Origin of the sequence: Nonomuraea roseola (assembly GCF_039535395.1) — a bacterium.
GTDB lineage: Bacteria > Actinomycetota > Actinomycetes > Streptosporangiales > Streptosporangiaceae > Nonomuraea > Nonomuraea roseola.
Genome location: NZ_BAAAXC010000015.1, coordinates 3,977,581 through 3,991,335 on the forward strand (window position 1 = coordinate 3,977,581; position 13,755 = coordinate 3,991,335).

Consider the following 13,755-nt stretch of genomic DNA (forward strand, 5'->3'; position numbering starts at 1 on the left):
ATGACCTCCATGGTCGTCATCGGACTCAGCATCGCCACGGTCGTGCTCCTGCTGGGCGGCATCTACGCGACCATGCGCAAGGGCCGTCCGCCCGCGGCCTCGGTCTCCACGCTTCCCTCGCACGGCGGCGCGATCGGCTCCGACTACGACGACCCCCGCACCATCCAGGTGGGGGACAACATCGAGACCCACGGCAGGCGCGCCGGTGTCACCGGCGCGCTGCACATGTCGTGGCAGGGTCGCCAGTGGATCGAGTACATGCTCGACGACGGCTCGCGCCGTCCCGTGTGGCTCTCGGTGGAGGTACGGCAGGGCCTGGTCTCCACCGACCCTCCGCACCTCGAGGTCCTGCTCTGGACCATCGTCCCGACCCAGGGCATGATCCCGGCCAAGAGCATGCTGATCATGGAGGGCGTGGAGTTCTTCCCGATCGAGCGCGGCACGGCCGCGTTCAGGTCGGAGGGCGAGACGGGACGGCCCGAGCGCGGGCTGCTCGACTTCGCCGACTACCGGGCCGCCGACGGCAGGCTGCTCTCCTTCGAGCGGGTCCAGGGCGAGCGCTGGACAGCCAGCTACGCCCAGCCGCTGCCGCCTGGCTCGATCACCATCGTCAGCCGCGCCGCCTGACCCTCGCCCTCTCCGTCGTGCCGTGACAGTTCGTCGCGGGGGTCGCCCTGCGACAGCTCGACGCGCGTCTCGCCCTCTCCGTCGTCCTGTGACGGTTCGCGGCGGGCGTCTCGTTATGACAGCTCGACGCGTGTGGAGCCGGCCTTGCCGCCGTTCTTCCAGCCCTCCGCCGACCAGGTGATGCCGTCGAACGCCACGCGGCGCAGGCCGTACTGCTGGGCGTGTGCGACCGACCACGTCGCGATCAGCCACCCCCGCCTGGTGCTCGGCACGCTGACGGCGCCGAGCGCGCGGGTCAGGTCGCGCTGCGCCTCCTCCGCGCGCGCCGCAGCGGGCGTCTCCTTCAGCGGAAAGGTGCAGTGGACGGCGCGCGGCACCCTGCCCGTGAACGCCGCCGCGAGGATGCGCGCGTTGTTCTCGTGCGGGCCGTACGCGTATCCGGCGGCCGACCGCTGGACGGCCTGCGCCGCCTCGGCGACCGGCAGCTTCTGGTAGTTCTTCACCTTCACCAGCGCGGCGAAGAACCGGTTGGCCGAGTAGACCGGATCCATGATCTGCTTCTTCTTGCCCCAGCCCTGCGAAGGCCGCTGCTGGAACACCCCGAGCGAGTCGCGGTCGCCGTAGGAGACGTTGTACATCTTCGACTCCTGGATGGCGGTGGCGTAGGCGATCACGATGGCCTGTTCGGGCAACCTTCTGCGCTCTCCCACCGCGGCGATCGTGGCGGCGATCCTCGCCTGCTCGATATCGAGATCGAGCTCGCCCTTCGGCGTCTTCACCACGCAGCCCTCGGCGTCCACGAGTGGGTCGGCTTTGTTGAGCAACACATAGACGCCCACGGCGATGGCGACCGCGAGCGTGAGAACGATGATCCCGATAGTCAGGACCGCTCGGGAGAAGCTTCGCCGCACCCTGAAAAACCTACCCGGACAGATAGGCTCCGTGGCCATGAGCCAGAGCTATTTGAGCCCGCTCCCCGCGGCGGTCGACGAGTTGTGGTCCAACCGTGCGCAATTGTCCCCCTCCGACTCCGAGGCCAGGGGAATCGTGGTGGCGGCGATCGACCAGCTCGACACCGGCAAGGCGCGGGTGGCCACCGTCGCGGAGAGCGGCGAGGTCGTGGTCGACGAGCGGGCCAAACGGGCCATCCTGCTCAGTTTCAAAGTGCTCGGCATGGCCAGGTCGCAGGTGGGTGACTTCCAGCACCACGACAGGCTGCCGCTGAAGACGACGTTCGACGGGGTCAGGGTGGTGCCGGGCGCCATCGCCAGGTGGGGTTCCTACCTGGCGCCGGGGGTGGTGCTCATGCCGTCCTTCACCAACATCGGCGCCTTCGTCGACGGCGGGACGATGGTGGACACCTGGGCGACCGTCGGCTCGTGCGCGCAGATCGGCAGGAACGTCCACCTGTCGGGTGGGGTGGGCATCGGCGGCGTCCTCGAGCCGCCGAACGCGGTGCCCGTCGTGGTGGAGGACGACGCGCTGATCGGCAGCAGGGCGATGCTGGTCGAGGGCGCGAGGGTCGGACGCGGCGCGGTAGTGGGCGCGGGGACGATCCTGTCGGCGTCCATGCCGGTGATCGACGTGCAGACGGGGGAGGAGCTCGGCCGCGGCCGCATCCCCGACTGGTGCGTCGCGGTCGGCGGCACCCGCCCCAAGGAGTTTCCCGGCGGGACGTTCGGGCTGCCGTGCGTGCTGGTGCTGAAGCGGCTGGAACCTGGTCAACGGCATGACAAGGCGGCACTGAACGAGGTGCTACGCGAGCACGGCCTCCACGCCTGACCGTCCGAGGGGGTGTCGAGCGCCGCGGCCACTCCACGCCTGACCCCCGAGGGTGTCGAGCGCCGCGGCCACGGTCGTTCCGCCTGTCCTCTTCGCGGAGCGGCCGTTCCGGCGGAGCCGTGGACCCGGCATCGCCTGCCCACCTCCGTCTCCAGGTCACGGCTCGTCCGTATGCCTTCGACTCCCGCCCTGAAGGCTTGCCGTAGCGGCCGGTTAGGGTTGGCTCTCATGCTGGACTTGACGCAGGACGTGGGCGCGCTGACCGCCGCCATCGTGGACATCGAATCGGTCAGCGGTGACGAGAAGTTCCTGGCCGACACGGTGGAGCAGGCGCTCAGGGCGCTTCCGCACCTCACCGTCGACCGGTCGGGTGAGACCGTCGTCGCGCGGACCTTCCTCGGCCGACCCGAGCGGGTGGTGATCGCCGGTCACCTCGACACCGTCCCCGTGGCGGGCAACCTGCCCAGCAGGATCGAGGGCGACCTCCTCTACGGCTGCGGCACGTCCGACATGAAGGCCGGCGTCGCCGTCGCGCTCAAGCTGGCGGCGCTCGTCCCCGAACCCAACCGCGACGTCACCTACGTCTTCTACGACTGCGAGGAGATCGAGGCCGAGCGCAACGGCCTGACCAGGGTGAGCCGCGACCACTCGGACTGGCTGGCCGCCGACTTCGCCGTACTCTTGGAGCCCACGGACGGCGTGATCGAGGGAGGCTGCCAGGGCACGCTGCGCGCGGACATCATCACCAGGGGCAAGCGCGCCCACAGCGCCAGGTCATGGCTCGGCGTCAACGCCATCCACGCCGTCGGGGAGGTGCTGGCCAGGCTCAACGCCTACGAGGCCAGGCGGCCCGTGGTCGACGGCCTGGAGTATCACGAGGGGCTCAACGCGGTGGCGGTGCGCGGCGGGGTCGCGGGGAACGTGATCCCGGACGAGGCCGGAGTCATGGTCAACTACCGCTTCGCTCCTGACCTGTCGCTCGAACAGGCCGAGCAGCACGTCCGAGAGGTCTTCGACGGGTTCGAGGTCGTCATCACCGACGGCGCGCCCGCCGCGCGGCCGGGCCTGACGCATCCGGTGGCCGCGGCCTTCGTCGCCGCTGTGGGCGGCATCCCCCGCGCCAAGCTCGGCTGGACCGACGTGGCCCGCTTCTCGGCGCTGGGGATTCCTGCGGTGAACTACGGCCCAGGCGACCCGAACCTGGCGCACCAGCAGGGTGAGTACGCGTCGCTGACGAAGATCGCGGAAAGCGAGCTCGGCATGCTGAACTGGCTCACCACACCCACGCTCTGACCAGGGCAACCGGACGGCAGGACCTGCCCTGTCCCGGTCTTCGGGCTCCGCCTCGGCCTCCAGTCACATGATCCGACCGGGGCGGCCGGACGGCAGGACCTGCCCTGTCCCGGTCTTCGGGCTCCGCCTCGGCCTCCAGCCACATGATCCGACCGGGGCGGCCGGACGGCAGGATCGGTCACAAGACCGGCGGTGACCCCGTCTCCAACCCTTTCCAACGCCGTGAGCCGCACAGTTCGCGGGCTGGGGTTTCGAGTCGAGGTCGGGGTGTGGGCGGCCGAGCCGACCTGGGCGGCGGTGGAGGCCCGACGCGCGAACTTCGATTCAAGTGGTGCTCGACTCGACCGCTCCGCTGAGCGGCAACGTCCAGGTCGCCCTGGCCCGCCGCGGCGATGCCCGCTGAGACCTTGCCGGGCGGTTCGGGACGATGCCTCCGCTGATTTCGGCCTCATGAGCTCTGAGTAAACTGCCGCGCATGATCGTCGAACCGCTGGCCGCGCCCGCCGACGGCGTGCTACCGGAGCCGCTGCTCACCGAGCTCACCGCGCTCTACGCCGCCAACTGGGAGTTCTTCACGCTCAGCGGAGACTTCCCCGACCCGCACGGCATCCGGCCGGAGCAGGTGGCGGCTCCGATCGTCGAGGAACTTGCGAACCCGAACACCGAGGTGCTGCTCGGCCGGACGGAGGCGGATGGGCGGCTCGCGGGCATCGCGATCACGCTGGCACACCATCCCGATCCGGCGGACCCGGACCCATGGATCGGGCTGTTGCTGATCGACGCGCGGGTGCACCGCTCCGGGTACGGGCGGGCGCTGGCGGGGGCCGTCGAGGAGCGGTTCCTGGCGGCCGGCAGGACGGCGATCCGCCTTGCCGTACTCGACAACAATCCGCAGGGTCTCGCCTTCTGGACCACCCTCGGGTACGAGGTGCTCGGCCATCGCGAGGACCGGCAGCACGGGCGGCCCTGCACGGTCATGCGGAAGAAGCTGTGAACCCGAGCGGGCTGTCGGGCCGATAGAGACCCCCGTTCGTGGGTTGCGCCGATTGGCGAGCGCCACCCGCTTCTCCGGGGCCATCGGGTGAGAAGTGGTGTGGACGTGCCGAGCTGTCCACACCAGGGAATCGGCGGCGCTTCGCCTCCCGGTGCGCCAGAAGAGGGGCTCGGCAGGATGTCAGGTCTGTGGTTCTCTGGTGGGGTGGTCGCGGGGCCCCGCGCTCATCGGCGAAGTGAGCTCGCCGGGCGTCTGGCGACCGCGCACGAAGGGCCTCCAACATGAAAGTGGCTTTCCTCGCCGGCCATTTGGCGGGGAAAGCCACTTTCAGTCCCGAGCAGCACCCTCGGCAGTTAGACGCAGGACCTTCGAAATCTGGTTCCCTCCTTTTTTCAAGATTTTTTAGCGATGCGCGCTAGCGTGATCCGTATGAAACGGACACGTCCCGAACGTCGTCAGGGTCAAGCGGTCGTTCGCGGCCGCCTGGTTCCCGAATCCACCCACGACCAGCGCCTTCTCGACCGGCAGGGCCCCGCCGACTGGGTCCACATGGACCCGTGGCGGGTGCTGCGCATCCAGGCCGAGTTCGTCGAGGGATTCGGCCAGCTGGCCGAGCTGCCTCCCGCCGTCACCGTGTTCGGCTCCGCCCGTACGCCCGACGACTCGCCGGACTACCAGATGGGCGTCGCGTTGGGACGCCACCTGGCCGAGGCCGGATACGCCGTGATCACCGGCGGCGGCCCCGGCGCGATGGAGGCCGGCAACAAGGGGGCGGCCGAGGCAGGCGGCATCTCCGTCGGGCTCGGCATCGAGCTGCCCTTCGAGCAGCGCATGAACGACTACGTGGATCTCGGCATCGAGTTCCGCTACTTCTTCGTCCGCAAGACGATGTTCGTGAAGTACTCCTGCGGGTTCATCACCCTGCCCGGCGGTTTCGGCACGCTGGACGAGCTGTTCGAGGCGCTGACCCTGGTCCAGACGCAGAAGGTCACCTCCTTCCCTGTCGTCCTGATGGGCACCGAGTACTGGGGCGGCCTCATCGACTGGATCAAGAACACGCTGCTGGCCTCGGGGAAGATCTCGGCGCAGGACCTGGATCTGATCCACCTCACCGACGACGTCGAGGAGGCGGTCAGCATCATCATCGAGTCCGAGCGGCTGCGCTCCGGCATCAGCAAGGAGGAGAAGGAGGTGGTGGAGAGCCACCGGGTAGAGCCTCAATAGACTCCTGTTCCGTGAACATCTGCGTTTTCTGTGCATCCAGTCAGAAGATCGACCCCAAGTACGTGCACCTCGCCGCCGAGGTCGGTACCGAGATCGCGCGCAGGGGTCACACCCTGGTGACCGGAGGGGCGACGGTCTCCTGCATGGGCGCGGTGACCAGGGCGGCCAGAGCCGCCGGCGGCCGCACCGTCGGCGTCATCCCCCAGGTGCTCGTCGACATCGAGGTCGCCGACACCGAGTCGGACGAGCTGGTCGTCACCGCCGACATGCGCGAACGCAAGGGCGTCATGGACGCCCGCTCCGACGCGTTCCTGGTGCTCCCCGGGGGCATCGGGACGCTCGAGGAGCTCTTCGAGATCTGGACCGCCAGAGTCCTCGCCATCCACACGAAGCCGCTGGTGATCCTCGACCCGTGGGGTCTGTACGCGCCGCTGCGGTCGCTGGTCGAGCACATGTACGACGAGGGGTTCACGCGGGCGAACGTCTTCGACGCCATCGCCTGGACGAGTTCGGTGGAGGAGGCGCTCGGGGTGCTGGAGTCCCCGGCACAGCCCATGGAGCCGAGTGTGGAGGAACTAGGCGAGTCGACCCCCTGAGCCGCTCCGCGAGCGCCGTCCGCTGCGGCGGGACCCTGTGCCGCTGAAGCCGCGCACGGAGACACACATCAGCTGGGGACGGCGGGCGACGCTATGGCGTCAGGCGGAGGGTGTGCGCGGCCGGGGTCCTGGGATCAGGCGGAGGGTGTGCGCGGTCGGGGTCCCGGGGTCAGGCGGAGGGTGTGCGCGGTCGGGGTCCCGGGGTCAGGCGGAGGGTGTGCGCGGTCGGGGTCCCGGGGTCAGGGGGAGGGTGCACGCTCCCGGGGTCCTGGGGTCAGGGGGTGTGCGTGGCCGGGGTCCTCGGGGCAGGAGGAGAGCGCGCGGCCGGGGTCCCGGGGTCTGGGGGAGGGTGTGCGCCCCCGGGGTCATAGAGGTCACAAGGAGGGTGCTCAGCCAGGGTGTCGGGGACAGGCGAGGATGCGGAGGCGGCGCAGTTCCATCAGGGCGGTGAGGGGGAGCCTCGCCAGCGGCTGGGCGTTGGGGAATCAGGCCAGGCCGCGGCGGGTGAGGGCTGGGGGACGGGTACCGGACAGGCAATCTGTCATCTCCAGGGCGAGTCTGACCTGATCGGCATGTTCCGTCACGAACACGCCCGCCCCCGCACGCCGGTACACGGCGGCTGCGGCGAGTGCGGCATCGAGCGGCGCAGGCAGCCTGACCAGCACCGTGGCCCCTTCCGCGGCTCGCTCCCGCACCTCGCGGAGGGTGTCGGCGGGGATCCACGCGGGTTGTTCACGCTCGCCTGGCGTGAGCACTACAGGCCTCATGTCTCGATCGTACGAGTACGATTCCAGTGTGCTGGTCGTACTCGCCATCGCCGCGCTGGCGATCCTCGCCTGCGTGGTCGTGGTCTCCCTTGGCAGGGGCGGTGAGCTGACCGAGTTCCCGCCTGACGTTCCGCCCCTCGACCTGCCCGAGGCCGGGCAGCTGACGGCGGTTGACTTCATGGCGCTGCAGCTGCCGGTGAACCTCGTGGGCTACCACACGCAGAGCGTCGACGAGACGCTGCGCCGTGCCGCCAACGCGATCAGCGCCCGCGACACCCGTATCGCGGTCCTGGAGCAGCGGGTGTCGGAGCTGCTGGCCAGCAGGTTGCAGGCGCGGCAGGAGGCGTACGCGGGTTCGAGCGTCACTCCCCGCACCGAGCACCGTCCCGACGCGCCGACCATGGCTCTTCCCGAGGACGGCTCGCCCGCGTCGCAACCTTATGCGCGCGTGGTTCACCAGCCCGCAGGAGACGACACCGAGGCCGGCCAACAGCAGAGCGCGCCCGAGGATTTCGACGGCCCCGCCGACGAAACCGTCGATCCTGGCCAGAACGGTCAGGCTCGAACCGACACCTTTTCTGCCGCGACTTCTGACGAGTCATCGGTCTCTTCCGTGACGCTGGACGAGTCGTCGATGGACGCTGATCGTGAGGCTTCGGCCGAGGTAGAGGCCGTCCGATCTCGAGAGGGAACGGCTGACTCCGGGACGGTTGCTCCGACTTGGGGGAGAACCGCCCCTTCTGCGGAGGACGGTCACACCGACTCCAACGGCGTCGTCGATCCTCATGTCCCAGCCGAGCACCCGGAAACTCGTGCCCACGGTGCCGGAGCGGATGCCGAAGCTCCCGCCCACGACGCTGGTGACGACGGCGACGAGGCTTGGGACCGCGACGCGGCTCATACCCACGACGCGAGCGTCGACAGCGAGACTCATGCCGACGGCTGGGCTCCCGCCCACGACGCTGGTGACGACGGCGACGAGGCCAGGGTCCGCGACGCGGCTCAGGCCCACGGCACGGGCGTCGACGGTGAGGATCGTGTCCACGATGCTGGTCACGAGGGCGGCGAGGTCAGGGCCCGTGAGGTCGGGGCCGAGGGTTCCAACGGTGCGGGTGAGCTGCCCGCCTCCATCGGCCGCAGCAGGGACGGCCGCGCGTGAACGAGGTGATCCGTTGCGAGTGGACGGGTATGAGCGCTCCGCTCTACATCGCCTACCACGACGACGAGTGGGGCCGTCCTGTTCACGGGGATGACAAGGTGTTCGAGCGCGTGAGCCTGGAGGCGTTCCAGTCCGGGCTGTCCTGGCTGACGATCCTGCGCAAGCGCGAGAATTTCCGCAAGGCGTTCGACGGCTTCTCCATCGCGAAGGTCGCGGCCTACACCGAGCAGGATGTCGACAGACTCCTCGCCGATCAGGGCATCGTCCGTAACCGAGCCAAGATCGACGCGACGATCGCCAACGCTCGCGCCGCCCTGGAGGTGCCAGGAGGGCTCTCCGATCTGGTCTGGCGGCATGCGGATCCCGACTCTCCCGTACCGAAGTCGATGGCGGACGTTCCGGCGATCACACCTGGTTCCAAGGCGCTCGCCAAGGAGCTGAAGGGGTACGGCTTCCGCTTCGTCGGGCCGACGACGGCCTATGCGCTCATGCAGGCCATCGGCCTGGTGAACGACCACGTCGCGGACTGCGTCACCCGCAACCTCGCCATCCACTGACTTCGCACCTTCGGCCACAGCCACGCAACTTCGGCCACAGCCACGCACCTTCGGCCACAGCCACGCGCCTTCGGGCTCTGCCTGCCCGCCTTAATGTGCGGCCTCTGCCTTTGTCTTGGTCCGCAGACCGCCCGCCCTGGCCTATGGACGTTGCTCCTGGCTTGGTTCGTGGGTTGTCTGGCTTGGCCTGTAGGCGTTTGTCCCCTATTCCAGCGGGGCCCCGCCGGTCGCGGGCTACGTGGGGAGTGGCTGGGTGTGGTGGTCGCCGTCGGGGAAGGTGATCGTGACGGACTCCCCGGAGACCTCGACTGTGATGGCGTCGCGAAGGGCTGATGGGTGGACGGCGTCGCCCGACAGGACGACGAGCGTGACGTGGACACCGGGGGTGTCGGCGTGGAGGCAGGGCACCGCCGAGTGGGGTCCGAAGGCGTTCGACTCCACGTCTCGGGAGACGCTCGCTCGTCGCCAGCCGTACAGGCCGATGATGGCCGAGGTCAGGCCGTCCGTGCGGCGGGCCAGCGCCCAGCCAGGTCCGGTGACCGCGGAGGGTGGGGTGATGTCGGAGACGGCGTAGCCGCCCTCTCGCACTGTCACGCCGAGGACCTCGTTGGCCGTCTCGCCTGATGGCGGCGCCGTCAGGGGGAGGGCGGAGGAGGAGGTGCCTTGGGAGCCCGGCTCGTGCGGTGAGTGGGGACCCGCCGAAGGGGAGGAGCCGGCAGCTTCGTCAGAGGGCGGGCTCGTTCGGGTCGAAGGTGAGGAGCCGCGGAACTCCGGCGACGGCGAGGAAGCGTGCGGTTCGGCGTCCGACGGTTGCGGGGAGGGGTGTGGTTCGGCGTCCGTTGGCTCCGAAAGGACGTGGGGCCCGGTGGCCGATGGCTGGGGCACGGCGGGGGGCTCGGCGTCCGGTGGTTGCGTGGTCGTGACTGGCTGGGGGGGCCGAGTGTGGTGCGGGAGCGGGGGTGATCTGGTGGATGCGGAGCTCCCATGGGCCGCGGACGAGTGAGGTCGTCGTGATGCGGGTGCCTTCGGGAGTCTCCGTGTATGAGGAGGCGGTTCTGCCCGCGCACTCCAGTGGGTGGATCATGCCTCGGGAGGAAGGGACGCCGTCGGGGGAGACGAGGGCGAGGTGGTTGTCGACGTTCCTGGTCCAGGCGTGTTCGGCGGACTCGGGGGCCGTACGGGTGGAGTAGGCGAGCTTGGCGTAGTGCGGATCGTCGGGTGGAGCGCCGTGGTCGCTGCCGTGGTTGACCAGGCGGACGATGCCGTCGTGGCGAGTGCCGTGAAGGAGCAGCCCGGTGGTGGGAAGGGCGACGGTGAGGTCGTTCTCGTCGATGGGGAGCATCTGCTCGCCGGCCGTCCACACCGGGTGCTCGGGTGGGAGCAGCAGGCCGAGCAGGCCCTTCGACGCCCAGTACGGCGAGGCGGGCCCCGAATACGCCTGCGTGGTCGGCAGGAAGGTGTCGTACCAGCCGAGGGAGAGCAGCCCGCGCCGGTCGGGGACGCCGCGCTCGGCGAAATGGCGGGCGACGGACGAGGCGAGCTTCCTCGTCTGCCCGGGGGCGAGCGGGGTGGCGTCGGCGAGCGCGCCCATCCAGACGGGAGAGAGCGAGGCGAAGCGGTAGCAGAGCGAGCGGCCCTGGTGGACGGGAGCGCCGTCGGAGCCGAAGAAGTGCTGGTAGGTCGTGAGGAACTCGGTCAGGCGGCCACGGTAGAGCGTGGCGCGCTCCTCGTCGCCCGACATGCGGGTCCACAGCAGGGGATACAGGTGGAGGGCCCAGCCGCCGTAGTAGTCGAAGTTGCGGGTGCCGCCGTCGGTGTACCAGCCGTCGCCGACGTACCACTGCTCGATGCGCTCCAGACCCCTGTCGATCTCGTGCTGTTCGTACGGCCCGCCGACCGACTTCACGAACTCCTCGCTCACGGTCTGGAACAGCATCCAGTTGTTGTCCCACGTGCGCTTGCCGACGAAGCCGCTCAGCCACGCGACCACCCGCTCCCTCACCTCGGAGGGAAGCTGATCCCACAGCCACGGCCTCGACTCGTGCAGGCCGACCGCGATCGAGGCCGCCTCGACCATCTGCTGCGAGCAGTCGGTCAGCTCGGGCCAGGCCTCGCCGCTGGACGGATCGGTGCCGTTGGCCAGGCCGGTGGCGTAACGCTCGATCAGCTCGGGGCGCACCTGGCCGCGCGCGCCCGCGATGCGGAACGCGGCGGCGAGGAACGTGCGGGCGAACCCCTCCAGACCGTCGAGCGCCACGCCTGACCAGCTCGCTCGCCCCGGCAGCCGATACTGGGCGAACCCGGGCGACGCGTACGGCACGACGGAGTCGAGCAGATGGTCGGTCAGCGTCTCCCAGTGGGCGCGTGTCCAGCCGGTGCGCGGCGAGAGCAGCCGATCGGTGGGCGGCAGGGACAGGTAAGGAGGGGTCATGCCTAGCCTTCTCGGTGGCGGCCGATGGTGAGCTCGGCCGTGTGGGTGTGGCCGCGCGATCCGGCCAGTTTGACGGTGATCGCGGGGTTCTTGCCAGGTCGCACGATGACGGTGTCGTCGGTGCTCACCACGCCGTGAGCGGGATGGTCGAGGGTGAGGGTGACGCTGTCGACCGTGCGGCTCGGATCGGAGACGGCCACGGAGACGCGGTCGCCCGCCCGCCGTACGAGGACGGCGCAGGGGGCGCTCGCGCTGACCCCGCCGACGCTGCCCGCCGCCCAGAAGGTGGCGGCGAACAGCCGGTGCCCCTGGCCGCCCCGCCCCGCGTGGACGGCCTGAACCTCGGCGGTGTTGGCGAGCACCTCGACACCCGAGTAGGCCGAGGTCTGCTCGGCGGTGGCGTTGGGAAGCAGAAGGTAGGCGTAGGTGGCGCCTGAGGGGTTGGCGCCGTGGTCGAACCAGAGCGTGACGTACTCCCGCGAAACCGGCTCGCCCGAGCCGCTGGTGCTGGCGCCGTCGTTGATCGCCTTCCAGCTGTCGGTGCGCACCTCACGCAGCGTGCGCAGGGGCGCGCCACCGGGGAAGACGTAGCCGCCGACGCCTTCCAGGTGAGCCCACGAGGAGGTGGACGAGCTCTCGGCGCTCTGCTGGAGGACGCCGTCGACGGTCAGAGCGCCGGTGGTGCCGCGATTCTCGACGATGGTCTCGATCGTGCGGGCGTCGGTGCTGGTGATGCCCGCGCCCAGGCAGACGACGGCGTCGTCGAGGCAGATCCAGCTCTTCCTGGCCGTGAGCGTGCTGCCCATGGCCATGAGTTCGAGCCCCGCCACGCCGTACCCGCCGAGAACGGCCCCGCCCGCCCACGCGTTCTTCGGGCGGAAGGTGCCGGTGCCACTCACGGAGACCGCGGGATCGCGGTGCCGCGTGTCGACCGTGGTGCCGGGCAGCCGGTAGGAGTCGACGGTCGGCCAGTAGTCGGCGCTGTAGTGGTCGAGGTCGGTGTAGAGGTAGGTGACGCCGTCGCCCTGGTACCAGGCGCGGTAGTTCTCCCCGTTGCCGCACTCGTATCCCGCGATGCGCTTGGAGTCGAGGCTCAGGGCGAAGGACCAGTGCGTACGGCGGTGCACGACGCGATCCATGTCGGCGAACACGTGATGGCCCACCGGCCTCGCCGCGGCTGCGAGGCGGGAGTCGTCGAGCACGGCCCTCGCCCTGGCGGTCGCCGCGATGCCCGCCCCTTCGAAGAACCTGCCCCTGCTCACCCAACCCTTGGCCAGCTCCTTGAACCGGGTCGCGTAGGGCTCGGGCGCGCCGGTGGCGAGTTGGAGCACCGCGTCGACGGTCTCACGCCCCGCGTCGTGGTCGCGGGAGCCGCCGCGCGACACCGCCCTGCCTCTGACGCTGTCCATCATGAGGCCGTCGTGGATCCACGGCGCGAAGGTGCGCTCCACCGCGTCGAGGATCACCGACCTCTTGGGGTCGGTGACCTCCCAGCTCGACCCGCCGAGCAGGCCCAGCATGGCGCTGACCGACTGGAGCAGGACGACGCCGTAGGAGCCGGTGTAGGCGACGGTGTCGTGCTGGATGAAGGAGCCGTCGGCGTAGAAGCCGTCGCGGGAGGTGACGTAGCCGAAGAGGGTGTTGCGCCCGCCGTCGCGCAGGTCGGACAGCCCGTCGCGGGCCAGCGCCACCTTGGCCGCGTCGTCGCCGACGATGCCGCGCAGGGCGACGATCAGCGCCTTGTCGGCCCTGTTGGCTCCGGTCTCGGCGAAGTTCGTGAGGTTGGTCCTGCGGTCGGGGTTGGGGCAGAACCTGTCGACCGCTCTGATCCACGCGGTGCGCTGCTCGGTGCTGATGAGGTCGTACATCAGCAGGCAGGTGTCCATGAGGGCCCTCGGAGCGCCGATCTCCCAGTGCCACCAGTTGCCCACTTCGCGTTTGGTCTCGTTGTAGGCGCGGGCGTAGAGGAAGTCGAGGGCGGCGAGGAGCTCGCCCGCGAGGCCGTCGTCGCCGTGGAGGGCCGAGCCCGGGGTGGCCCATGCGGTGGCGAGCGTGCGCAGCCGCTGGTGGCTGCTCGCGATGTCGCCCGAGACGCCCTTGAGAGGGAGGTCAGGCCAGAGGAAGGCGCGGTTGGGCGCCAGGTCGAGGGTCTCGCGCAGGCTTGACGCGGCCGCGTCGAGCTTGGCGAGGGGAGCGGCGAACGTGGGGTCGGTGGGGTCGAAGGAGCCGCCGGAGAGGAGGGCGGTGGCCTTGGCTCGGAGGGTGGCGAACTCGGTCACGCCCGCAGTCTGGCCGATCGGGGCGAGGGCGGGTGACGGGCCGGCC

13 protein-coding genes are annotated in these 13,755 nt (G+C 70.0%); 8 read left to right on the forward strand and 5 right to left on the reverse strand.

Annotated features, from left to right (window positions below):
• Positions 1 to 627 carry a DUF4178 domain-containing protein gene (locus ABFX55_RS42315; protein WP_346129139.1) on the forward strand — a complete coding sequence of 209 codons (627 nt, stop codon included), beginning with the start codon at positions 1 to 3 and terminating at the stop codon, positions 625 to 627.
• A gap of 113 nt (positions 628 to 740) precedes the next feature.
• Here the strand turns inward: ABFX55_RS42315 and ABFX55_RS42320 are convergent, their stop codons facing one another.
• Positions 741 to 1,538 carry a hypothetical protein gene (locus ABFX55_RS42320; protein ID WP_346129141.1) on the reverse strand — a complete coding sequence of 266 codons (798 nt, stop codon included), beginning with the start codon at positions 1,536 to 1,538 and terminating at the stop codon, positions 741 to 743.
• Between the two features lie 37 nt (positions 1,539 to 1,575).
• Here ABFX55_RS42320 and ABFX55_RS42325 point away from each other — a divergent pair, with 37 nt between their 5' ends.
• The 5 genes from ABFX55_RS42325 (at position 1,576) to ABFX55_RS42345 (ending at position 6,516) form a co-directional block, all read left to right on the forward strand.
• On the forward strand, positions 1,576 to 2,409 hold the full coding sequence (locus tag ABFX55_RS42325; protein WP_346129143.1) for a 2,3,4,5-tetrahydropyridine-2,6-dicarboxylate N-succinyltransferase: 834 nt from the start codon (positions 1,576 to 1,578) through the stop codon (positions 2,407 to 2,409).
• Positions 2,410 to 2,637: 228 nt separating this feature from the next.
• Complete coding sequence (dapE, locus tag ABFX55_RS42330) at positions 2,638 to 3,702, forward strand: succinyl-diaminopimelate desuccinylase (RefSeq protein WP_346129145.1); 1,065 nt, start codon at positions 2,638 to 2,640, stop codon at positions 3,700 to 3,702.
• Between the two features lie 475 nt (positions 3,703 to 4,177).
• Positions 4,178 to 4,696: a GNAT family N-acetyltransferase gene (locus tag ABFX55_RS42335; protein WP_346129147.1), complete on the forward strand. Its 519-nt coding sequence runs from the start codon at positions 4,178 to 4,180 to the stop codon at positions 4,694 to 4,696.
• A 429-nt stretch (positions 4,697 to 5,125) separates the two neighbouring features.
• Positions 5,126 to 5,920 carry an LOG family protein gene (locus ABFX55_RS42340; RefSeq protein ID WP_346129148.1) on the forward strand — a complete coding sequence of 265 codons (795 nt, stop codon included), beginning with the start codon at positions 5,126 to 5,128 and terminating at the stop codon, positions 5,918 to 5,920.
• A gap of 11 nt (positions 5,921 to 5,931) precedes the next feature.
• On the forward strand, positions 5,932 to 6,516 hold the full coding sequence (locus ABFX55_RS42345) for an LOG family protein (RefSeq protein WP_346129150.1): 585 nt from the start codon (positions 5,932 to 5,934) through the stop codon (positions 6,514 to 6,516).
• 485 nt (positions 6,517 to 7,001) lie between these two features.
• Here ABFX55_RS42345 and ABFX55_RS42350 read toward each other — a convergent pair whose 3' ends face one another.
• Positions 7,002 to 7,283, reverse strand: a complete 282-nt coding sequence (locus ABFX55_RS42350) for a hypothetical protein (RefSeq protein ID WP_346129151.1) — start codon at positions 7,281 to 7,283, stop codon at positions 7,002 to 7,004.
• Positions 7,284 to 7,311: 28 nt separating this feature from the next.
• On the opposite strand from ABFX55_RS42350, the gene ABFX55_RS42355 reads away from it, so the two are divergent.
• Positions 7,312 to 8,442 (forward strand): hypothetical protein, encoded by a 1,131-nt coding sequence (locus tag ABFX55_RS42355; protein WP_346129153.1) that lies wholly within the window; start codon positions 7,312 to 7,314, stop codon positions 8,440 to 8,442.
• Entirely contained in the window at positions 8,439 to 8,999 is a 561-nt protein-coding gene (locus ABFX55_RS42360) for a DNA-3-methyladenine glycosylase I (RefSeq protein WP_346129155.1), read from the forward strand. The genes ABFX55_RS42355 and ABFX55_RS42360 overlap by 4 nt, the downstream gene beginning before the upstream one ends.
• Positions 9,000 to 9,233: 234 nt before the next feature.
• Here ABFX55_RS42360 and ABFX55_RS42365 read toward each other — a convergent pair whose 3' ends face one another.
• The 3 genes from ABFX55_RS42365 to ABFX55_RS42375 all read right to left on the reverse strand — a co-directional run bounded on the left by ABFX55_RS42365 (position 9,234) and on the right by ABFX55_RS42375 (position 13,709).
• Complete coding sequence (locus ABFX55_RS42365; RefSeq protein ID WP_346129156.1) at positions 9,234 to 9,593, reverse strand: hypothetical protein; 360 nt, start codon at positions 9,591 to 9,593, stop codon at positions 9,234 to 9,236.
• A gap of 130 nt (positions 9,594 to 9,723) precedes the next feature.
• Complete coding sequence (locus tag ABFX55_RS42370) at positions 9,724 to 11,430, reverse strand: DUF2264 domain-containing protein (protein WP_346129158.1); 1,707 nt, start codon at positions 11,428 to 11,430, stop codon at positions 9,724 to 9,726.
• A gap of 2 nt (positions 11,431 to 11,432) precedes the next feature.
• Positions 11,433 to 13,709 (reverse strand): polysaccharide lyase 8 family protein, encoded by a 2,277-nt coding sequence (locus ABFX55_RS42375; RefSeq protein ID WP_346129160.1) that lies wholly within the window; start codon positions 13,707 to 13,709, stop codon positions 11,433 to 11,435.
• Positions 13,710 to 13,755 lie beyond the last annotated feature (46 nt).